This window comes from Mucilaginibacter kameinonensis (genome assembly GCF_003675385.1).
GTDB lineage: Bacteria > Bacteroidota > Bacteroidia > Sphingobacteriales > Sphingobacteriaceae > Mucilaginibacter > Mucilaginibacter kameinonensis.
Genome location: NZ_RCWZ01000005.1, coordinates 620,592 through 645,130, shown reverse-complemented (window position 1 = coordinate 645,130; position 24,539 = coordinate 620,592). Strand labels below are relative to the sequence as shown.

Annotated in this window: 10 protein-coding genes; 4 read left to right on the top strand and 6 right to left on the bottom strand. The window is 42.3% G+C overall.

Going from position 1 to position 24,539, the window contains the following annotated elements; genetic code table 11:
- Positions 1-19: 19 nt before the first annotated feature.
- From EAH55_RS25715 to EAH55_RS25695, 5 genes are all read right to left on the bottom strand, one after another.
- Complete coding sequence (locus EAH55_RS25715) at positions 20-1,258, bottom strand: PQQ-dependent sugar dehydrogenase (protein WP_244228362.1); 1,239 nt, start codon at positions 1,256-1,258, stop codon at positions 20-22.
- 30 nt (positions 1,259-1,288) lie between these two features.
- The gene (locus EAH55_RS25710; RefSeq protein WP_121812172.1) at positions 1,289-4,045 is read right to left on the bottom strand and encodes a glycoside hydrolase family 2 protein; all 2,757 of its coding nucleotides are present in this window, start codon (positions 4,043-4,045) and stop codon (positions 1,289-1,291) included.
- Positions 4,046-4,291: 246 nt separating this feature from the next.
- Positions 4,292-7,495, bottom strand: a complete 3,204-nt coding sequence (locus EAH55_RS25705) for a glycoside hydrolase family 2 TIM barrel-domain containing protein (protein WP_121812171.1) — start codon at positions 7,493-7,495, stop codon at positions 4,292-4,294.
- Between the two features lie 315 nt (positions 7,496-7,810).
- On the bottom strand, positions 7,811-9,490 hold the full coding sequence (locus EAH55_RS25700; RefSeq protein WP_121812170.1) for a RagB/SusD family nutrient uptake outer membrane protein: 1,680 nt from the start codon (positions 9,488-9,490) through the stop codon (positions 7,811-7,813).
- 11 nt (positions 9,491-9,501) lie between these two features.
- On the bottom strand, positions 9,502-12,714 hold the full coding sequence (locus EAH55_RS25695; protein ID WP_121812169.1) for a SusC/RagA family TonB-linked outer membrane protein: 3,213 nt from the start codon (positions 12,712-12,714) through the stop codon (positions 9,502-9,504).
- A gap of 673 nt (positions 12,715-13,387) precedes the next feature.
- Between EAH55_RS25695 and EAH55_RS25690 the strand changes: the two genes are divergently transcribed.
- The 4 genes from EAH55_RS25690 (at position 13,388) to EAH55_RS25675 (ending at position 24,012) form a co-directional block, all read left to right on the top strand.
- The gene (locus tag EAH55_RS25690) at positions 13,388-17,569 is read left to right on the top strand and encodes a response regulator (protein ID WP_121812168.1); all 4,182 of its coding nucleotides are present in this window, start codon (positions 13,388-13,390) and stop codon (positions 17,567-17,569) included.
- 785 nt (positions 17,570-18,354) lie between these two features.
- A complete protein-coding gene (locus EAH55_RS25685) occupies positions 18,355-21,219 on the top strand; it encodes a sugar-binding domain-containing protein (RefSeq protein WP_121812167.1) in 2,865 nt (954 codons plus the stop codon).
- 241 nt (positions 21,220-21,460) lie between these two features.
- On the top strand, positions 21,461-21,829 hold the full coding sequence (locus tag EAH55_RS25680; RefSeq protein WP_121812166.1) for a BlaI/MecI/CopY family transcriptional regulator: 369 nt from the start codon (positions 21,461-21,463) through the stop codon (positions 21,827-21,829).
- Positions 21,826-24,012 carry a M56 family metallopeptidase gene (locus tag EAH55_RS25675; RefSeq protein WP_121812165.1) on the top strand — a complete coding sequence of 729 codons (2,187 nt, stop codon included), beginning with the start codon at positions 21,826-21,828 and terminating at the stop codon, positions 24,010-24,012. The genes EAH55_RS25680 and EAH55_RS25675 overlap by 4 nt, the downstream gene beginning before the upstream one ends.
- A 148-nt stretch (positions 24,013-24,160) precedes the next feature.
- Here EAH55_RS25675 and EAH55_RS25670 read toward each other — a convergent pair whose 3' ends face one another.
- Positions 24,161-24,349 carry an FCD domain-containing protein gene (locus tag EAH55_RS25670; protein WP_208644938.1) on the bottom strand — a complete coding sequence of 63 codons (189 nt, stop codon included), beginning with the start codon at positions 24,347-24,349 and terminating at the stop codon, positions 24,161-24,163.
- Positions 24,350-24,539: the final 190 nt, after the last annotated feature.

Sequence of the window (24,539 nt, the reverse complement as noted above, 5' to 3'; positions counted from 1 at the left end):
ATTAGTTTTATCTGACGAATCAGTTTTTTACAATTTTATAAATACTACCATTAGCATTTTCGGGCCCCGTATCGGAGTTGGTTAGTACATATACTTCACCAGATGGATCTTCACCAAATCCGATGATCTTTAAGTTTTGAGGGATATTTTGGAAGGTGATTTTACCGCGCTGCCATTTTGAGGCTGCTTTTTGCAGATAAAATACTTTGCCTACCCAATCGGCAAACACATATTTACTTTTCAAAATGGGTACCTGCTTACCGTTATAAATATAACCACCTATAACCGAAACACCTTCAGTATGGCTATACTCGGCAATGGGCATAGTAATTTCTTTAATATCACAGCCGGTGGCTGGGTTGTAACAATGTGTCCCTTCGGTTAGGCGCCAGCCATAGTTGGCGCCTTTAATTACAATGTCAACTTCTTCCCAAAGATCCTGCCCTACATCTCCGGCAAATAATTGCCCCGAGGCCTTATCGAAAGAAAAGCGGTAGGGGTTACGGAAACCATAAGCCCAAATTTCCGGCGCTACATCTTTTTTACCTACAAAGGGGTTGCTTTTGGGGATATTATAAGGCGTGGTTGAGTTAACGTCAATCCGCAAGATTTTACCAAGTAAGTTGCTCAAATTTTGCCCATTCCCAATTTCGCCATGTTTATCGCCCTGGCCGCCACCATCACCAAATGAGATGTATAAATAACCATCGCGGCCAAACTGGATACAGCCGCCATCATGATTGCCATCCGGTTTGTCTTGTTCTAAAATCACCCGGCCGCTATTTGGATCAATCCCGCTTGAATTAGATGATAGTTTATACTCGGCTATCACATCCTTGTGGTTAAACTTGCCGGTGGTATTAGCACTATAAAAAACATAGAATTTTTTATTCGATTTAAATTGCGGGTGTAGGCAGATACCTAATAAACCGCGTTCTTCATAGCCCTTGTTCACTTTCAGCATTTTGCTCCGTAAGTCAAGCAGTGGCTCATCAAGTAATTTGCCGTTTTTTACTACCCTGATTTTGCCGGGTTGTTCAGTTACCCAAATGTCGCCATTACCCGGGAAAGCCAGGGCCGTTGGCGATTGTAAATTGGAACTGATCGGTTGAACTTTTACAGTAATAAGTGGGGGGTCAACTATGTTTGGTTTAGATTCCGGGAAAACATAGGATGAGCAAATGAGCATAATAGCGCTCATGCCCGTTATTGAGCAAAAAGCAATACATTTTTTATTGTTTGTAAATAATTGTTTCATATAGGTTTGTTGGTTGTTTTATTTTTTTGATCAATGCGAAAAATCGAACCAAAGTGTACCGTCTATTGGTTCACCATCGGCATGATTGGTTTGGCTTTGTGGCCCCATTACTTTAGCAGCCTGGAATTTGGTACCAATAGGGCTTATAGCATTTAAAAAGCCAATGCTACCTGTTGGAAATGCGGGTTCAACGTTGTTGTTGTCCAATGCGGCTTGCTCCCGCGCCGGGCGCAGCATTTGTAGGTACACGTTTTTGTTAGCTGTATAAACTGTAAAAGGCGACTCTTTATTTTCAATCACCGCCCAGTTAAGTTCAGCGTGATAACCTTTAAATTCGGGATATTCCCAGGTTTGACCGGTGACGGTATTATTGTAAGCTTTGTGCCAAACGCCAAATTGCTGCCCCTTGAGCCTGTTTTTCCAAACCCGGTACGGACCGCGGCCAAGCCATTTCATTCCGGTTATTTTATCCTCGGGGTAATTGAAAGTAATACCCATAAAATCAACGTCACCTTTTTGGCTGTATTGATACTCCAGTTTTGCAGGTTGGCCGGAGGTAAAAGTCCATTTTACATGAAGCGTTGCATCGCCATCATAATCAGCTTCAACTATGTAGCCTCCATTTAGCGCTTTATGGCTGAATTGCTTTAGCGAGGTATTGACGCCGGCTAAAACTGGTCCGCCGGATAAGGACACCGTACCGGTTGGCTTAACCACCATTTGGATGTACCCCGTGTTTTTATCAAAATAATAAACAATACCGTCACACATAACCCGCAATTGTTTACCGGTATCATCCGCTTTTAGTACCGACCTGTTGAGTGACGATACGATTTTATTGATTGCTACCGGTGTTTTCAACGCCCAGCTCCAGGTAAAAATCTCCTTTTTATCAGGTCCGTAAGCGGTAAGGTACAACGCGTCGTTTTTTGCCCATGATGTTGGCAGGTTCAAATTAAGCACACCTTTTTCGCCCGGTGTTAGATCAAATTTCGCCAATGAGCCGGAAGCGCTTACAATGGGAGAGGTGGTTTTAGCACTCGCCGACGGAAACTTGACCAGTTGCCATTTAAATGCACATTGGTTAAGATTAGTAAAGCTGTACCTGTTTTCTACGGGTATTTTTCCATTGAATGTTTTGTCAATTGGCTGGGGATCAACATAAACCGGCGACCAGATTTCTTTGATAGCATAAAAGCTGCCTTCTTTTTCGCGATGAGGGCCAACAATGCCGTCAGGTGCATGGTTGCCGTCTGAATCATAGGCCCCATTTTTATCGGTGCGGATTACTGCTTCATCTAAAAACGCCCAAATAAAGCCACCTGCGCCATGCGGGTGCTTTACCATTTGCGCCCAAAAATCATCAAGGGCAGCGCCAGCACCGCCGTCATATAAACCATGCATGAACTCGGTTGGGAAAAATACTTCCTTTCCGTTAGCTGCAGCGTTAACCATGTAGTTATAATCGGGGTAATGTTTGGTATCCGTACCATTAAATTTTTCCCAGGGGTGAATAACAGTACGCTTTTGCGGGTCATAAAGCGCGTAATCATTATCCAGATCACGGTTAAAGCCTCCTTCGTTACCGTTGTCCCAAAATAGGATGGAGGGGTGGTTTACGTCGCGCACAACCAATTCCTTTACCAGCTTACGACCGGTTGGTGTATCATAATTGGCTTGCCAGCCGGTAAGCTCATCCAATACGTAAATACCTAACGAATCGCATATATCCAAAAAATCGACGTCAGGGGGGTAGTGCGACATGCGAACCGCGTTCATATTCATCTGTTTCATCAGCTTAACATCCATTAAATGAATGTCGTGACTTAGGGTACGACCGGTTTCGGGCCAAAAACTATGACGATCACTGCCTTTCATTATAATCTTTGCCCCGTTTACATATAAGCCGTCGTTAACGCGCAATTCAACGGTGCGGAAACCAAACTTTTGCTTAACCTCATGAATAATGCCTTGGTTGTTTTTTATAGCGATAGCCACCAGGTACAGATTAGGAAATTCGGCACTCCACAATGAAGGTTTATTGATGGTTGTTTTTAGTTCGATGTGATCAGCTGCAGGAGTTGCTTTTAATGAAAAAGGTTGACCGACCTTTTCGCCGTTTAGTTTTTGTATCTGTGCCTCTATGGTTTCACCGCCTTTTAGGTTTTGCGAATATATATCGGCCTGAAATGAGCCATCGGCCCTGGCGTTAATTGCAATCCTGTCAATATAAGTTTCGGGTACAACTTCAAGATAAACCGGGCGATATAAGCCACCAAATACCCAAAAGTCACTATTGCGGCGTTCGGCATCATTTACAGATGCATTTGCAGATGTTTTATCAACGGTAATCTCAAGCAGGTTTTGCATATTGAGCTTTACCAAATCGGTTATATCATACTTAAACCTGTAAAAGCTGCCCTGGTGTACGGGGCCGGCCTGCTTACCATTCACCATTACTTTGGTATCGGTCATAGAACCTTCAAAAACAATAAGCACCCTTTTATTTTGCCAGTTACCAGCGGTAAACTCATGCTTGTATAAACCCTGCTCGTTGGCCTTAACTTTATCATGTCCGTAATTGTAAGTGCCGAAGCCTTGTAATTCCCAGTTGGATGGAACCGGGATCTTTGTCCACTGGCCGCTCTTACGCCCATCGGTACAAAAGAAATCCCATTGAACGGTGTGATCTTTATCTGTACCAGAAAGGTATTTAATAATGGTTTGTTGTCCTGAGGCGTTGAAGCAGGTAGCGATGAACAATAATTGCAGAAGTGCTTTTTTCATTACTGGTTGTTTATGCCCGTTGCGAAGGCTGATGGTAAAATGTTAATTGGTTGTAATACAGTGGCGTTTAACCCCGTCAACAAGATTACTCAACCTGAAACTGCAAAAAAAGAATATGCCCAATTAAAACTATGCAATCGTTTCCGGAAGGATGATTTGTCTGCTTGTTAATAAAATCGTCATTGCCAGGAACGAAGCAATGACGATTTTATAATTATGCTTCTCACTTTAGTATAGTAACCCTCTTTACTTTTTACCCAATAACAGGATCTGGTAAGTGAACGATGTTGGTTTTGCGTACACTCTGTATTGCTCCAGCGGCTTTGGGCCGCAGCCGTATGAACCAACACCTAAAGTTTTGTGGCTGATGCACAATACAGTCCCCTTACTTTTAGGAAGGTCTATTTTGTATTCAACATCGGTCATTTCCTCGTCGCTATATGGTAACGCTGTTACCTGGAACAGTTCATCTGCTTTTTGAATCGCGATGCCCGAACCTTTGGCTGTAAATACCTTGGCCCAGCGTACATCTTCGTGATTACCGCAATCCATTGGCTTTTCATACGGTGTCATTTGCTTCGCAATGCTGCTGCTGTAATGACCAACATCAAAACCGCTTTTCCTGTCGGCATAGTTCTCCATTGGCCCGCGACCAAAGTATTCAAACTGGTTAAGGTCTTGTTTTAGGAACAGGCGCACGCCTAAACGGCCAAGCACTATTTTATCGCTGCCATTAAAGCTCACGTTGTTATCAACTTTAATGTTTCCACTACCATCAATAGTGTAAACAGCCTGATGATGAACTGCAAAATCGTGTTTGCCGGTGCCGGTTAGGTTTGCTTTTATTTCTACATTACCGTTGGTAAGCTGGGTGGCTTTTACATCATCGGTTTTCCATGCCAATTCTTTTATCCCGTATTTAACCCAATAGTCATCATAAGCCCACATGTCATCCTTACGGTGAGGCGCACGCCATAAGTGCAGCATCGGGCCACCGTTATCCTGTAAAACATTTTCGCCGTTTTTCTCCATTTTAGTAAAAGTACCTTTGGCTACGTCAAACTCCAGCGCAAAGCCAGTTCCCTTTACTTTAATCTTATTGTCCTCGTTTGATAAGCTTAGTTTTGTTGTTGGCGCAGGTTCTTTAGCTGCAGATATAGCTATAGGAAGTTCCAGTTGCTGGGCGGCTACCTCATAACCTTTTTTTGCCCACATATTATCTGCGGCCTGGTCAAATGAAACCCTCAGGAAATATTCTGCCCCGGGTTTAGGAGTAACCGTGTATGGGATTTTTACATCCAGTTCCTGGCCGGGTTTAATTTCTTTTAATGGCAGGTTGCCTGAAGATATGATTGAACCGTTTTCGCTTACAGTCCACTTAGCAGCAAAGCTATTGAGTGTTATAAACTGGTAACGGTTTTTAATTGTAACGATGCCGTTTTTCAGGTCTTTAGGATGGATGCTGATCCACTGGTAAGCATGTTTCAGTTCGGGATAGTGTGGTTTTAATGACCTGTCTGAAAATACGACACCTTTGTGAATGAAGTATTGATCGTTGGGATACTCTCCAAAGCCTCCGCCAAAAGCAGTTATCGGGTGTTTAGGGTCGCGGTTGTTATAGATACCCTGATCCTGCCACTCCCAGATAGCACCGCCCAACAACTGAGGATATTTATCGAACAAGTCGTTATAAATATCAACTGAGCCCATGGAGTTAAACATGGCGTGTGCATACTCGCACAGGTAAAATGGCTTGGTTAAGGTTTGATCGTTGGCATGTTTTTCGAGGTTCTCCACATCGGTATACATTTCGCTGTCCATATCGGCAGGATTGTTTTTACCGATGCCAAAACCCTGGTAGTGAGTAGGGCGGCTTGTGTCAATATCTTTAATCGCTTTTAATATCGCCCGGAAGTTTGAGCCGCCGCTGCCACATTCGTTACCCAAGCTCCATATAATAACAGATGGATGATTCTTGAAATTTTCCACGTTGGCAACATTTCTGTCAATCAACGCGGCTTTGATCCTTGGCTCCTCATTGAACTCGTCCCATGCACCGTGGTTTTCTAAGTTAGCTTCAGCAACAAGGTAAATGCCATACTGATCGCACAGTTCATACCAACGTGGATCGTCGGAGTAATGGCAGGTGCGTACATGATTACAGTTGGCTTGTTTGATTAGTACAATGTCCCTGATCATCTGCTCTTCGGTAACCGCATGACCATCATCCGGCCAGTTTTCGTGACGGTTTACACCTTTTAGTTTAATTGGTACGCCATTAACCAGAAACAAACGTCCTTTAATTTCGATGTTTCTGAAACCTGTACGTGATGACAGTGTTTCAATAGCATTAGCCCCGTCATTAATTTTAACAACTGTGATATAAAGCTTAGGCGTTTCTGCCGTCCACTTTTGCGGGTTGTTTACATGAAAGCTGGTTTCAACAACAACTTCTTCGCCTGGCTTTAAGGCAGGGATAGCCTTTTTAGCAGTTGCTCCCGGAACCGGCACGCTGCCATTGTATAAAGCCACATCCAATACACGGGCTTTAACAGAGGCTGTACCATAGTTTTTTACTTTGGTTGATACAACAACATCGGCGTTTTTATACTGGCTATCCAGATTGGTTTTGACGAAATAATCCCTGATATGCTCCTGTGGGCTGCTCCAGAGGGTTACATTTCTGAAGATGCCGCTTAGTCGCCACATATCCTGATCTTCAAGGTAGCTGCCAGTAGTAAAACGGTAAACTTCGACAGCCAAAGTGTTTTTACCTGGTTTAATGTATTTGGTAAGGTCAAATTCAGCAGCATTACGGCTATTGACGCTGTAACCTACTTTCTTGCCATTCACCCAGATAAAGAAGCCTGCATCAACGCCATCAAAAGTGATAAAAATACGGCGACCATTCCATTCGGCAGGTACGGTAAAGTCACGGCGATAGCTGCCTACCGGGTTTCGTTCTTTATACGCGGTATATTTTTCGGGCGGGGTGCTCATTACCCTCGGAAAATCTTTTTGGAAAATATAGGTAAAATTGCTGTAATATGGCGTGCCATAGCCTTCAACTTGCCAGTTGGATGGCACTTTGATATCTTTCCAGCCCGATACATCATAATCGGGTTTATAAAAATTAACCGGGCGCTTCTGTGGCCAGTCTACCCAGTTAAATTTCCAAAGCCCGTTCAGGCTGCGGCTATATGACGACGCATGACGATTACCGGCCAAAGCCTCTTTTAACGAAGCATAGGGCATTAACGTAGCGTGACTGGCCTCTTTATGGATGCCAATGTTTTCAGGGTCTTCAATTTCTTTCGGCACAGACGCGGTATCCGTAGCGGATAGCCTGCTTCCGGTGGGCGCCTGGAAACCAAAACTTGACTGATAGCCGGAAAGAATGGTTACGATTGATAAAATAAGAGTCTTTTTCGAAAAGAAAGTTTTACTCATAGATATTTATATTTAGAAAATTTGGGGCAATTGATAATTGTAAGTTTTAGATACAAATAAATGTAATTTTTACAGCTGTAAATTGTCATACAGTACATTTTTATTTGCATAATGTACCTTAACCAGGATAAATTGGCCGACAATGCACCTTTTTTGACTAATGGGGCCTTGTTTTTAAATAATAGAAGTAGTACAATAAGTATTGCATTTTTGTTGTCTAAAAAGTTCTTTTAGCGGTCGTTTTTAGAATGTCTGGAAAAAAAACGGCCCCGGGTTAAGGGGGCCGCGAACCAATTAATAAACCGGATTATGAAATCAATTATATCCCGGGTTTTGTGTGAGTTTTGGATTCTGGTTGATTAACCGCAATGGCAATGGCAACCAGTTCATATACTCGGAAAAGGAATTTTTGAATATTGGTACTGGGGAGTAAGTTAATTTGCCGCCAGCATCAGCTGTAATTTTCATACCATATTCCTGCTCCTGCAAAACAGCGGGGCCTTTTGTGGTAATGTCCCAGCGCCTGATATCGTACCATCGTTTGTCTTCAAATACAAATTCAATACGTCGCTCACGCCGGATAACATCTCTCATCTGATCTTTACTTAAACCAGCAGGAACGGCGGGTAACGCAGAACCCGCGCGTTGCCTAACCTGGTTTACCGCTGCATAAACGGAAGCGTCAGGGCCAACGGCTTCGTTTTGCGCTTCGGCGTAGCTTAAAAGTACCTCGGCGTACCTGAAGATAATATAGTTGGAAGTGCCCTGTGTGGTATTTAAGCTCGTTTGCCCGCGGATAGATTCATCCAGCGTTTTTTTACCGTTATAACCGGTATTTGAAATATCACTTGATGAGCTTAAGTCAATCTCGTTATTACCACCGATGCGGGATTTAAAGATATCGCCCTGCCAGCTTGAACCATCATATACAATGGATTGGTAAAACCTCGGCTCCCGGTGTACATAAGGGTTTTGAGGGTCATAACCCGATGTAGGGTCGGTGATAGTTTTACCGTTATCCATTTCGTAATCATCAATCAAGTTTTGCGTAGGGGCCAGGTTTCCCCAGGCTTGCTGACCACCGTTCACGATAACAGGCCCGAGAATGCCTTCGCGTTTGTGGCCGCGGTTGGGTGCTGCGTATCCCCTGGCAAAAATGGTTTCCTTGTTCCAGTTGTTTGATGACAGAAACTGACCTGCGTAATCCGAAAAAATGATGTATTGTCCAAGCGTCATTACCTGCTGGTTGGTAGCGGCCGCTTTGGCCCATTTGGCCGCATCATTAGTAGTGTTACTAAGCGGACTTGCTGCAAATAGTTCAACCCAGCCCTTTAAGGTCAAAGCCGCTCCTTTGGTGGCCCGGCCTGGATCTGATGTGGTCGGTAAGGCAGCAGCAGCTGCGTCGCAATCGGCTTCTATGAAAGCAATTGTTTGATCGGCAGTACCGCGGGCCACAAATATGTCGTCGCCGGTGCGGTTGTCAAGCGGTTTTGAAATAAGTGGCACACCGCCGTAATTGGTGTATAACAATGAATAGTAGTATGCACGCATGAACGTAGCTTCGCCAATACGTTTGGTATACCATGCGTCTGAAAACTTAGCTTTGTTTGCCGTAACATTCTGAAGAAATATGTTACACTTCCGGATGTTGGCGTAAACAGTTTCCCATTTCCATGAACCAGCGGGGCCGTCGATAGCGTTAGAAGGATTGAGCGAATTAGCCCGGATCACCGATTGGCCTGTTTCCCATGATGCACCGCAGGCGCTGTTATCTGTATACTGATCCGAGTTTTGCGTCTCGTTATTAATATCGGGCAAATTGCTGTAAATATCATTAAGCACCAGGTCGGCGTTAGCTTCTGAGGAAAATGCTGCCTCATCGGTTAAAAAACCTTTAGGCGGCACGTCTAACAGATTTTTTTTACAGGCGCTTGCACTAACTACAAGTAAAGCGAGAAAGTACACCCGGCTCTTTTTTAAATATGTTGATTTCATCTCGTTATATTTTAAAATGTTGCATTAACTCCTATTGAAAGCACGCGCTGCTGGAAATAATTTTCATTACTTCCGCTGTTTTCAGGATCAATAGTTTCTTTTATCGATGGTGTCCAGGTAAACACGTTCTGGCCTGCTGCATAAACTCTTAGCGATCGCATCGCTTTGCCCAGCAGCCTGCTTGAAAAAGTATACCCTAATTCAAAGCTCCTGAGGCGCAGGTATGAGTTATTTCTTATCCACCAGCTGGATGACTGCGTATTGTTTGATTTTGGTGTACCGTATAAACGAGGGTATAACGCGTCGGTATTTGATGGTGTCCAGTGGTCTTTATAAGTTAATTCGGTTGCTGAACCGGATGCCTGGAAAGGCCACACGAAATAGTTATTAAGCTGGATATTGCTGTTTCCCGATCCCTGGATCAGCAGGTCGATATCAAAGTTTTTGTACGAAAGACGTGGCTCAAGCCCATAAATAATTTCGGGGGTATTGGGATGGCCGATGACTGTTTGGTCATTGCCATTTATTTTGCCGTCGCCATTTAAATCGGCGTATTTCAAATCACCAGGGCGGACAGCTCCAAACTGTGGAACGGGAATACCTGGTTTTAGGGTTTTTCCGTCGGCTTCAAAATCAGCCGGTGTAAAATAGCCTAATGCCTGTAACCCAAATTGGGTACCATTCGGACGCCCTGTTCGGCGTGTGTTAGGATTGGCATAAGTTCCCGCGTCTTCGTATACCTTAACCAGTTTATTCCGGGCGAAGGTGAAGGTAGCTTTAATATCCAGGCGTAAGTCTTTGGTAAAGCTTTTCGAACTGGTGATCGTTACGTCGATGCCATGATTTTGCATGTTAGCGCCATTTACCAACCCTAAACCAATGCCATATTCAGGAGGCAGGGATGCCGCGATCTGTGCCAGCAGGTTCGACCTTTTTTCTGAAAAGTAATCGACTTCGAAGCCAAGGGCGCCATTCCAAAGTGTAGCTTCTAAACCCGCATCAATTTTGGTAGCCTTTTCCCAGGTTATGTCCGGGTTGCCCTGCAGTCCCTCGTAAACGCCCTGAGTGGTAGTGTTATTTAATACTCCTGAGCTTGATGCAATGCGGTAAGGACTTAGGTACTGGTAGGTAAGAATATTACCACCACTTGCCGGATAAGCACCTGATTGTCCCCATGAACCTCTGAGTTTCAGGTTATCTATCCAGTCTATTTTACCTTTCATAAACTTCTCTTCAGAAATACGCCAGCCTGCCGAGAAAGCCGGAAAGAAACCCCAGCGATGGTCTGGTGCAAAAAGATAGCTGCCATCATATCTGCCGGTTGCCTCAAAAAGATATTTTTTGTCATAAGCATAACCGAGACGATAAACGTAACCTATTTGTTTCTGCCCGTCGGAGTGGCCGGAGTTGGTCGCATCGGAAGGAGCAGGACCACCAAAATCAAGCTCATCGATATCAAGGTTGTAATTGATCTTTTTGGCCGAGAAGGTTTTATATTTAACTGTACGGTTTTCAACTACGAGCAAGCCAGTGATATCACTCTTGCCAAATGAACCGGCATAGTTTAATAAGCCCTGCGCCGTAATAGAATGCGTTTGATTATAGGTTTCTGAGTAGCTTGGATATTGGCTGCCTTGGATACTTTGCACAAAAGTGTAAGGCTTTTTGGTTTTATCGGCTACGCTATAAAATGGGATAGGGGTACGGTAAGAACGTTGAAATGATGTTTGTGTGTTAAACAAAGGTTCCGGGCCGTTATCGTAGCTGATCACTCCTTTAATACTCAGGCCTTTGATGGGCAGTTTCTGATCGATAGACAACTGGGAAAGTAAAGCCGAGTTTTCATTGATGTCATAACCGCTATGGTAAATTTCGCCAACCAACGACTGACCTATGTAACCACCCCATAAACCATTAGTAAAGTAAACGGGGGTATAGGGCGCTGTTCGTTCAGCCTGATCTAAAATGCTTCCTGCGCCTGTACCAGGGTAATGTCCGTCTTCTACATAACTGTTTACCGAAAAGTTTACTGTGGTGCTTTTGGTAGCATTGGCGGTTAAATTTAATGATCCGTTGTATTTATTGAGATAAGTTGTACCCCACATACCATCCTGATGGGTATATCCAACCGACGCAAAATACCTGATGTCATCACTACCGCCCGAGAGCGTAATATTGTGAGCGGTAATCAGACGATTTTTCAGGATAATATCATGCAGCGGGTCACTATCCCCGTGCACATCAAGATCTGAATGATCCTTATATTTTTGCAGGTCATCATCGGTAGCAAAAGGAACATATTGCGTGCCTGCATCTGCCGCGTCATTAGCGTTGGCCTCATTACGCATCAGCGCATATTGGTAAGAGTTGGTGTATTGTGGTATAAAAGTTGGATTTTGGAAACCGACATATCCATTATAGGTTAACGATGCTTTTCCTGAACGGCCCTGCTTGGTCGTAACCAAAATTACTCCATTAGCACCGGCTACTCCGTAAGGAGCAACAGCGGCTGCATCTTTTAGTACTGTGAAACTGGCTATGGTATTAGGATCAAGGCGGCTGAAATCGCGCGGTACGCCGTCAACAATAAGCAAGGCGGCCGAGCGGTTGAACGATCCTTGCCCCCTGATCTGGATATTTGAAGCGTCAAAACCGGGTTCGCCGCTGCCCTGGGTAACTATTAGGCCCGAGGCGCGGCCCACCAGGCTGTTAGTCAAATTTACAACCGGTTTTTGGGCTATTTCAGTTGTGTTGATAGTTGAAACGGCGGCGGTGGATGATGTTTTCTTTTGCGCGCCATAACCTACTACTATTACCTCATTCAAGTTTTTGGCTGCCGGCTGTAACCTTACGTTTAGGGTGGTTTGGCCGTCAACAGGCACATCGAGCGGATCATACCCTATATAGGTAAACACCAGTACCGCATTGTTGGCTGCTTCTATGGAGAAGTTGCCGTTGATATCAGTAACTGTACCGCCGGTGGCTCCTTTGATCCTTATAGAAACTCCCGGTATAGTCTGACCGGTTACCCGGTCTATAACCCGGCCTTTTATTGTCAGGGCATTTTCTTTATTGCCCTTAGTAACCACGCCAACAATCTGATGGGACGCGGTTTTTATAGGAGCGGCGGAGCTAAAATCCGAAACAAATAAAAGGACGATACCGCCCAGGTAAAACCCGGACTTGCTAATCTTAACATACTTTTTAAGTAAAGTCTTTTTCATAATTAAACTTTTAATTGCACATAATGAGAGGTTGATCTGGATTGGTTGAGTGATGGTTTCTGTTTTTTTCGTTCATTGATTTTTGAAGTTTTTAGTTTATAATTTGATTTTAAAAATTACCGGGAGGGCCAAAGGTTAGTATAGCTGTGCAGCTTGCCCCGTTGTAGGAGGAGCGGCCACGCAATAGCAGAAGCAGTACCGCTAATAGATTTGTTACAATAATTGGCGGGAACAAATAACCTGTTTAATGAGGGCGGGAGGTTGCCAAATCGTGCATATTTATTGCCGCAAAGTGCATTTGATTGTAGTTGGGCAGCGTTAGGGCTAATAGATAGGATGCTGTTTGAAATGGCGAAAAAACGAAGATTTTGCAGGTTATAATGAGATGGGAACTATCGGGCAGATATGTCAAAAAAAGTCAATTGTCAAATCGTACATTTTTATTAGCAAATTGTGCTTTTTGAATGGGGAATATTAAATTATCCGGTGTATAAAATTCAATTTTGTTTTATTGTATCGTGCAACGTCAAACGAATGCTTTTATAGCTTATTTCCTGTATGATGTGGCAGACCAATTTTAGCACTGATATCAGCTGTTTGTAGTATCCGTCATTAATTTTACCGGATTGATATTCTTACAGTATTTTTAAATCCCAAACCGGCAGCAATATAAATGAGCATCCAAAACCTCTTCTGGGTAAATAAACGCCTTAACGTCAAAGCGCTATACTTCTTTGCCCTTTTTTATTGTATAGCTATATCTGTTGCCGGTGCCCAGCCTTATCCTTATAAATTCAATTATCTAACCGTGGATGAAGGTTTGTCTCATACGGATGCCAATTACATTGTGCAGGATAAACGGGGTTACATATGGGTGGCCACCTTTTTTGGGTTGGACAGGTATGATGGATACTCGGTTAAAAAGTTTTACAACAGTAATGTTCCGCTCAATAATGCCTTTAAAAACAGGGTGATTTCGCTTTATCCGGATGACCAGGACAATATTTGGATAGGCACGGAAGGTGGACTGCAATGTTTTAATACCCGACAGGAAAAATATACCGATTTTTCAGAAAACACCGGTTCGCGAACCGGCTTTGAAAAGGTAATCAAACCATCAGGCGATTTGTTGTATGTTTTTACAGGGAGCCAGTTTAAATTATTCAGGGTTAAGGGAAATACTATTGAAGCACAAAAGCTAAGCATGCCTGCAGGTATCCGTTTTACAGATATGACAACCGATAAATATGGAACCCTTTATTTATCGGGTAATATGGGAATCTGGACGTTTGATAAAAAGTTTATGTTGAATAAAGCGGATATTAAAGGTCTTGCCACTCAAGAGCTTTCACATGTGTTTGTCGACGACCGGAATAACCTGACAGTTACAGCAAAGAACACGTTATTCCTGGTCAATAAAAAAGGTGGCATACTTACAGCGGGTAGCCGGTTTACCTGTCCCGGTTATTCAGATATAAAAGGAGTTGTACGGAGCAGTCGTGGCGACTATTGGATCCATGTACCTAATGCGGTACTGCGACTTGACAGCCAGCTCAGGTTTATTCAGATGGTTAATGATAAAAATTCAGCTCATGGCTTAAATTCAAACTCCTTGAGTAAAATTTTTATTGACCGTACAGATTGTCTGTGGATCTGTACGTTTGGCGGTGGTGTTAACTATTGTGATTTAAACGAGAAGCTTTTTTACACCCTTCAACATAATGCGGAAATAGCTAACACCCTGGCCGGGAACCATATCAGATCTGTATTGGCCTATGGTGATGATATTTGGATAGGTACCACCGCCAATGGATTGAACCGGTACAGTTTAAAAACACAAAAGTTTAACTATTATAACACCTACAATTCGCCGGTCAGGATAAAAAGCGATGCCGTGACCGCGTTATTGTTTGATGATCATCGGAATCTGTGGATAGGCAGTTCCGGCGGAATTGATATTCTGAAGCCGGACGGAACCTTGTGGAAGCCGGCCGGGTCTGAGCTTTTTCCTACACATGTTGTGGATTGCCTTGCCAGGGACTATTATGGTAATATATGGTTTGGTAATCATCAGGATCATTTGGGCGTAATTTGGAAAGACGCCCAAAACTGCTACCGGATTAAATATTACGGTGAAGGTTATTTTATTTATGCTGATAAGAACCGGCCACAACTATTGGTGTCCAGTATTCATGGTCTGAAACGGATGATCGTTGACCGGAATGGAAATATTATCGAAAGCTTTTCCTATAATGCTTCATCCTCAAAACCAAACTCATTAAGTTCGGATTATACTTATCCTATAGACAAACAAAATGACAGCACTTATTGGGTGGGCACCATTGGAGGTGGCTTGAATAAATTAGTATTGCGCGAGAAAAACGACTCATATGCTATAACTACTTATGCAGGCAATTATGGGATTTTTAATGATGTTGAAAGCCTGGAGGTGGATAATGCCGGAAATATATGGATGGGCGGCAACGGTTTGGAATGTTTTAATCCGGTAACCGGCAAACTGATTCGTTATGATAAAAACGATGGCCTTCAGGGTAACAGTTTCAAAGTAGGAGCATCTTACAAAGGAGAGGACGGGCGTCTGTATTTCGGCGGGATAAAGGGGCTTAATTATTTTTATCCCGAACAGATCAAAGCAAACAGTATAGCCGCGCGGCCAACTTTTACAGATATCCTGATTAATAATCAGCGGCCGGTGTATGCAAATCCCGATTCGGAAAAAAACGTTATTCCGCAGGCTATTGGTTACTGCAATAAACTAAGGCTCAATTACCTGCAAAATAATTTCCAGATCGCGTTTTCATCCATGCACTTTGCAAATCCTTTAAAATGCAAATATCGCTATAAGCTTAACGGGTTTGATAAGGACTGGAAGTTTACTGATGGTAAAAACCCGGCGGCAGCCTACAGCAATCTTGATTATGCCAGTTATAAATTTGTGGTTGAAGCCACAAATAACGATGGTATTTGGAGCACATATAAAGCCGAAATGATTATTACGGTAACGCCGCCGTGGTGGAAGTCGGGTTTTGCCAAATTGATTTATGCTGTACTGTTCCTGTCGGGCTTAGCAGGTATTTATATTTATCAGGCCAGATGGTATCGTCTTAAACGGGAAATGGAGGTGCGCGCCGTTAATGAAAATAAACGTGAAGAAATGCATCAGCAACGGGAAGAACTTTACCAGCAGCAGTTGATGTTTTTTACCAATGTTTCGCATGAATTTCGTACGCCACTGACATTAATACTTGGGCCACTTGAAAGCCTTATCGGGCAGAATAAGAATTCTGCGCTCGATTATTCATACCAATTGATGTACCGTAACGCCAAGCGGTTAATGAACCTGATCAGTGAACTGATGAACTTTAAAAAAGTTGCGGACAGTATTGTTAAACTACAGGTACAACCATTGATGATCGGTCAGTTTTGTAAAGACCTGACCTGGGAATTCCAAAACCTTGCTATTAATAAAAATATTGTTTTTGAAGTTAACGCCCATATAGAAAATCAGGTTGCCGGGGCAGGCTACGCCCCGTTTGATGTTCAGGTTCTTGAAAAGATTCTGTTTAATTTACTGAACAACGCATTTAAATATACTAATGCGGGAGGGAGAGTTATCTTTGAATTATTTTTTGATATTAATCAGTTTAAGCCGTCTTTTAACACTGGTTTTGAGCTTTTAAATAAAGATCACCGTGCAAAAAAATATGCCTATTTCAGGGTCGCCGATACAGGAATAGGCATTTCCGGCGAATCTATTACCCGCATTTTTGACAGATATTACCGTATCAGCAAAAATCATTTGGGTTCGGGTGTTGGGCTGGCACTGGTGAAAAGCCTGACTCAGCTACACAAAGGTGATATTTACGTTTACAGCGAACGATATAAAGGAACGGAGATTATCATTGGCATACCATGGGGGGACGAAAATTATGAAACCTCAGAAAGGGCAACAGGTGGCGCTGTTGAAGTGCAGCTGGAAGTTATTGATAATGCTATGCCAACTCACCTGCCCGAAAATGAACCAACAGAAAACCATTTGCCGGAAAAAAGCAGCAAGATCCTGTTATTGGTTGAAGACAATAACGAATTGCGGGCATTTTTGAAGCAGGCATTTGAAAAATATTATCTGGTTCAGGAAGCCGAAGATGGAAGGCAGGGTTTTGAGCTGGCCACCAGACAAATGCCAGACCTGATCATCAGCGATGTTATGATGCCCGGTATGGATGGAATAGAACTTTGCAAACTGCTTAAAGAACAGTTTGAAACCAGCCACATCCCCTTTATCATTTTATCAGCAAAGGATGCACTGGATACCAAAATTGAAGGCATGGAGTCTGGCGCCGATTTTTATTTTGCCAAGCCGTTAAGTATCGACCTGTTGCTACTGACGGTGGCCAATATATTTGAGCAGGCCGAAAAGCTAAAACAACGCTACGCCAAAAACTACCTGTCTGAAGCCACCGAACTTGTAAACTCTGAAAAAGATAAAGCGTTTTTTCAAAAGCTAATCAACGTCATAGAAGATAATATACAGGATTTGAACCTTGACGTTGACTTTTTGTGCAGGCATTTATTCATCAGCCGTACCAAGCTTTATCAAAAAATCAAGGGGATTTCTGATCAATCGGTCGGTGAGTTCATCCGCACTGTGAGGCTCAAGCGCGCTATTCATATCATGACTCATGAGGATGTATCCATGAACGAGGTTGCAGACAGGATCGGTCTTCAAAGTAATTCGAACTTTTCAAGGGCTTTTAAAAAAGAATACGGCGAGTCACCCTTGCAGTTCATGAAATCGCTGAAGAAGCCCCAGGCGAATACTAAGCAAGGCTGACTTTGATTGAGCAGTCATAGGAATAAAGCAATCCGATAGTATTTTATAGTTGATTTTGCTGCTCTTGTTTTTGGGTGAATCGAAAAACAGATAATGGTGTATTTGTGCTGTGTCTTATGGAAATGTCAAAAGCTGTTGTTGTTTGTCGCCAACAACTTAAAATATCAACTTATTTAGGCTTTTATTTTGATAAGTGTATTTGATAATTAAATATTATATTGATCTGTAAATCAATTTTTTATTTTTTTTAATTCACTTAACTGCTGGGGATTTTACTCGTAAAACTTGAGAGTTCGCAGATCAAGGTACCAAACATAAATTTATGTTAAAAAAAATGATTGGGGTTTAGGCTCTTAACGAATTGAAACTGAATTTTGCTATTGATTCTGCCTAATCAGGGGATGAAGTTTTAAGATATAACGGTTTCTGATTTTCATAACGGGCTCGATTTGGTAGAATGGTTTTACGGAAAATCAAAATGGATTAAATTGCAATTTACACGATAGGGATGTCATCTATACTTTATTTGAGTATATAGATAGAAAAATCCATCTTTTTATGCTAATCGTCCATTTTTAAATCCACTTTCTTCAATTATTTTACCCAAATCATTTATCTGTGTTGGTGGGGTAATTCACCTGCGGTTTAAATGCTTTAACCAGTTGCATTGTAAATCTGTTAAACCTAATAAAATCTTCAGTGATTAAACATGCTCGGATTGTTTATATAGAAGTTATATAAGTATCTGTTAATTGCTTGATTATTTGGGTTAATTTTCTATTGCCATGATTAGAATAAAATACGCCCTCTTGTTTCTGTTTTTATTAACGTCTGTACTATGTTCGTTGGCACAAAACCAAGGCATTGATCACCGTAGCTTAAGTAATAATTTTAATACAATATCGCTGGCGGGCAAATGGGCATTTGAGATTGATTCTCTTAACGTGGGTATCACGGAAAAATGGTATAGCAGATCATTGAAGGATATAATCAGCTTGCCGGGATCTATGACAACTAACGGTAAAGGCAAGGATATTTCAACTACCACCCCGTGGACAGGCAGTATCATCGATTCGGGATGGTTTTATAAACCTGAATACAAAAAATATCGTGCTCCAGGCCATGTGAAAGTGCCGTTTTGGCTTCAGCCGGTAAAATATTACAAAGGCCCTGCCTGGTACCAAAAGGAAATATTTATTCCCGCTGATTGGGCTGGTAATACAATAAGGCTCTTTCTTGAGCGGAGTCATTGGTATACGAATGTTTGGATCGACAATAAGTATATAGGCGAATTTAACAGCCTCGGTACACCTGATATATTCAATCTTGGGTCGGTCAAACCCGGGAAACATCGCATAACAATACGGGTAGATAACGGTGCCAAACAGGTTGATGTCGGGCAGAATTCTCATAGCATATCAGATCATACGCAAGGTAATTGGAATGGGATCGCCGGTAAAATTGTCCTACAGGCGCTGCATAAAACCTATCTGGAAGATGTTCAGGTTTTTCCCGACATTAGGCAGCAATTAGCAGCGTTAAAACTAAATGTCGTCAACGGAAGTAAATCGGCGCGTTTAAGGGTTGCCTGCGAAGTTTATGATAACGAAGGAAGAATGGTAGCACGTAAGAATCTCGATCTTAAATATGACAGTGCTATAGTTCATGCGGGAATGAATATTTTGATTGGTAGGAATGTAAAACTCTGGGATGAGTTTCACCCGAACCTTTACCGTCTGCGTGTGTTGCTTTCCTCAAAAGGTTCGACCGTTGATTCACGGGAAATTATATTCGGAATGCGGGAGTTTGCCACAAACAATACACAGTTTACAATCAACGGGCGACTTACTTTCCTTCGGGGAACGTTGGACTGTGCTGCGTATCCGATTACAGGTTATCCGCCGACAGACGTTGTTACATGGTCGAAAATTTTTAGACAGTGCAAATCTTTCGGACTCAATCATATTCGCTTCCACTCCTGGTGCCCCCCAGAAGCTGCTTTTACTGCAGCAGACCAGGCAGGTTTGTATCTTCAGATTGAATGCTCCTCCTGGGCAAACCAGGGAGCGACAATCGGAGATGGTAAACCTTTAGATAAATTTATCTATCAGGAAAGTGAAAGGATTGTAAAAGCGTTCGGCAATCACCCCTCATTTTGTATGCTGTTATACGGAAATGAGCCTGATGGGCCAAAATTTACGCAGTTCCTTACCGACTTTGTGAAATACTGGAAAGGTAAAGACTCTCGTCGCCTTTATACCACCGGTGCAGGTTGGCCTATAATTCCGGATGCTGACTACAACAGTTCACCCGACCCTCGCATACAAGCCTGGGGGAGTGGCCTTAAAAGTATTATCAATGCACAACCTCCCAGCACTGACTACGATTGGCATGCGGTCATCGCAAAATGGAATCATCCGACAGTGAGCCATGAAATTGGTCAATGGTGCGTTTACCCGGATTTTTCGGAGATTCAAAAATATAAAGGCGTTCTCCGGGCGAAAAATTTTGAGATATTTCAGGATCAATTGCAACAAAACGGACTGGAGCAATATGCAAAGGAGTTTTTATATAATTCAGGAAAGCTGCAGTCGCTTTGCTATAAAGCCGACATCGAGGCCGCGCTGCGAACCCCTGGATTTGGTGGTTTTCAATTACTGGGGTTAAATGATTTTCCTGGCCAGGGTACGGCATTGGTTGGTGTAGTTAACGCGTTTTGGGAACCGAAAGGTTATATCAATGCAGACGAATATCGGCAGTTCTGTAATTCAGTAGTCCCACTTGCGAGGTTTAGCAAAATGATCTGGGAAAATAATGAAACCTTGAAGATCCCGGTTGAGGTGGCGCAATTTTCTGAAAGTGTTATCAGTAAACCGGCCCTTAAATGGCGAATTTTAAGTTCGGACGGAAAATCGACGTTTCAGGGGACATTTCCGGATAAAGACCTGCCAAACGGTAATGGGATAAAAATTGGTGAGATCAGCCAGAGCCTTTCCGGAATTACGAAACCGTGTAAATTGACCTTAGAGGTTAATGTTGCCGGTTATAGAAATACCTGGGAATTTTTTGTATATCCACGCTTGAAAAAAATAGATCAGCAGGATATTCTTGTGACCCAAACACTGGATGAAAAAGCCGAGGACGTGCTCTTACATGGGGGTAAAGTTCTGTGGTCATTGAAAAAGGGAAGTTTAAAAAATGAATTTGGCGGGGAAGTTCAAATCGGTTTTTCGTCCATATTTTGGAATACCGCGTGGACTGGGGGGCAGGCGCCACATACGCTGGGCATCATGTGTGATCCTGCGCACCCGGCTTTCCGGGATTTTCCAACACAATCTTACTCAAACTGGCAGTGGTGGGACGGGATTGTCCATTCAAATGCTATTGAACTTGATAAGGTAAAATCCGGTTTAAAACCGATCGTAAGGGTAATAGATGATTGGGTGACTGCAAGGTCGCTCGGGTTAATTTTTGAAGCAAAGGTTGGAAACGGACAACTGATAGTTTCGGGTATCGACCTGGTTTCAGAAACAGACAAAAGACCATCGAGCCGCCAGCTCAGATATAGTTTGATAAATTATATGCGTGGTAGTGCGTTCGATCCAAAGACGGAAATCTCAATCGAAAAACTTAAGGCTATCGCAAACTGACAGCACTAAATAAAGTGATTTCTATTATAGTACACTTGGGTGTTTACGGGATAAAGGGGGGCATTTCGGTTAAATAAGCAGGAAGCATATCGGACCTTGGTTCTGTTGTAGCTAACAAACCCCGTTAATTATATCAGTTATCTGTCAATACGAGGATATTAATTTCGATTTGAAACTGAAAAATAAATTATAAAACTGAAAAAACAGTTGTATAACTTAAAATTTAGTTTTAGATTTGGATATGGAAGAATTAACTAAGACAGAAGAACGGGTTATGCAGGTAATATGGAAGCTAAAAACAGCTTTCGTGAAAGATATTATCGACGCCCTGCCCGATGATCCAAAACCTCCTTATAATACCATATCATCTGTTGTCAGGTTGTTGGAAAAAAAAGCCTACGTTGGTTACAAGGCCTATGGCAAAACCTATGAGTACTTTGCACTGATATCAAAATCAGAATATCGTAAAGTAACGTTCAAAAAAATGTTGACGGGTTATTTTGATGACTCTCCAACCAGCTTGCTGTCTTTTATGGCCAAAGAGGAAAATCTTAGTGCCGATGATATCAAAAAAATCCAGGACATTATCAATAAAAACCAACAACTATGAACATGCTCACGTATTTACTACAAGTATCGGCATGTACAGCCGTTTTTTATCTGTTATATTTTGCTTGTTTGCGCAGGCTTACCTTTTTCAGCCTTAACCGCTGGTATCTGCTGCTTACGCTTATGGCAAGTTTTGGTATCCCCCTAATTACCATTCCTGTGAGCTCGGTACCGCAAATGATGATTAAGCAACCTGTAATTTACCAGTATTATATGGGGCAGCCTCTGCAAGTACAAGCAACAACTCCTGCAGTAACAGAAACAGCGCCGTTTAGCTGGATGCCATTGTTTACCAATATTTATTATGTGGCTGCTATCATTTTTTTTCTGCACCTGCTAACTACTCTTGTGATTTTTTGGCGTCGCAGTAAAGGTCAGCAGCTTTTACAAATGGGGCATATTAAGGTGATAAAAAGCGCCAACCGCCTATCCAATAGTTCATTTGCCAATGTTATATTTTTGAACGATGATGAACTTGAACCTGAAGAGGTAAAACAGGTATTAGCTCACGAGCTGCTACATATCAGGTTACTACACTCGGCTGATAGGATGGTAGCCCGGATTGCGCAGGTAGTACTTTGGTTTAATCCTTTCGTGTATTGCTACATCCGCTCTATTGAAGAAAATCACGAGTTTGAAGTTGACCTTATTGCCGCAAATAGTGCCGGTAAAAACATTTATGCAAACCTGTTACTTCGGCTGTCTATATCTGCTAACCATGTTTTGTACAACAGCTTTAGTAAAGCTCCGCTTAAAAAGCGCATCGCCATGTTATTTAACCAACCCTCTTCTAATATGAAAAAGATCATTTATGTACTACTATTGCCGCTGGCAATTGTAAGCTGTCTGGCTTTTGCAAATATAAAAGGCAAAACCGACCCCAAAGGTAGACGTATAAGTGCTGTTAGTGACCTCAGTTTGCTTGGCCCGCATCCGCTTGTGAAGATTGATGGAAAAGAGTATAAAGACGACATTCTTTATACCATTAGCGGCAGATGTATTTCGTCGTCAAGCATTAGCAAATCCGGAGTTGACAGGTATGGAAAAAAGGCAAAAGATGGTGTAGTGGAGATTATTACCAAAAGGGGAACAATTTTAACGATGACACCGATAGAAAAGGCAAACCTGCTTGAAATAGCGGCTATTCCTCAAGGCAAATTTTACTCGAGGTTAAGGCTAAAAAATGAAGACGGAAGCGAATATGATGAGGTATTCTTCAAGATGCCGGGAGGTGGAAGTATGAGCTCTCAGCTTGCGCTGAATGAGAAGCCCGCCCTGGTGCTGGGTAAAAAGATATATTCCGAAGCGGATGTAAATAAACTCGAACAAATGGTTAACGACCAAAAGCTGGCTATTTTTGGCACCGGTTCTACAACACAGGGGCCCCGCCCTGATCTTGGTGTGGATTTGTCGGGATTTGATAACTATTTTTTCTTTATATCAGATACTATTAAATTTCGGCAGAAGATAAAACGTACACCGCAACAACAGTTGGAGCATGAAAGAGCCCGGAAGAAAGCAGAGAATTTTAGAAAAACAGATGAGTTCAAGGAAAAAGCCGAACAGACTGAACGCGTATTGGGTAAAGAACTACCTTACAAAGTAGTTGGGTTTGGCACTTTTGGCCTTGCTGGAAACGGAAGTTGCATCAAATTGGAAAATAGTAATTATATCTTTTATATGCGTACCAGTTACGGTCAGGAAAAGCAGCTGCAAAACAAATTTAAGCTTGGCGATGTGTTGAATGTTAAAGTATTTACAGCTGCCATGGGGCAGGGAGAACCTGTGCAAATACAGCCGGCGACAATTGTTTTTAATGGTAAAAAAATATTCCAGCTTATAGAAGCCGACCAAATTCCAAAAGCGGCTTTCTTGTTTGAAGCCAACAAAGTGCGTTTTACCGATGGGCAAATCACCTCCGTAACAAAATATCCGAATGGAAAATGGAAAAGCGCGGTAGTGGAAGTGGTGAACGGCTATCGTATTAAATTTAATATTAAGCCTAATGCCCCGAGTTTTGAAGGTATTGAGTCTGGCGATCATGTAAGATTTCGCTTTATTGGCGAAAAGAAAACCGGAAATAAGGAATATACTGTAAATAACTGGGTAGCGTTAACAACAGACATAAAGGATTATGGAATCAAAAATCCAGAGCTATTTTCAAAATTCTACGAAAAAACTTAATTAATAAAGTCAACAAATCAAAGGGTACACTGCTTCGAGGTGCTGATAACATTTATTTGGAGATTTACTTTTGAACAAATTTCGCGGTTTTATTTAAAGAGTGGACTGAATAATTTGTGTAATGTCGGAATTAGGAGACAAAAGAAGGTTATCGATAATAATTAATATCAATTGGAAGGATTTTCTGGTAGATTTTTACCGAAACAATTGCTCGGAGCTCGGCAATGTCTTCTGGCTTTACCCGCTCAATGACAAAATCGACCATCCCGATCTCCAGCGCCAGCCGCATCTCAAAAATTTCTTTTAAGGTAGACTTGTCGAGGACTTCCGTGTTCATGCTTTTTTCAAGGATAGAAACCAGATCGGGGCTGGCGAGTTGTTTTTTTATTTGCGCAGAATTTGCATAAAATGCGCCATGAGATTTTTGTTGATATTTTGTAGCTGTTTTGTATAAAACGCCTGAATTAAAATATGCAAGTGTTTCGCCATAAGTGCTTTCAAAAATAAAAGTCGCTCAGAAAGAGTTT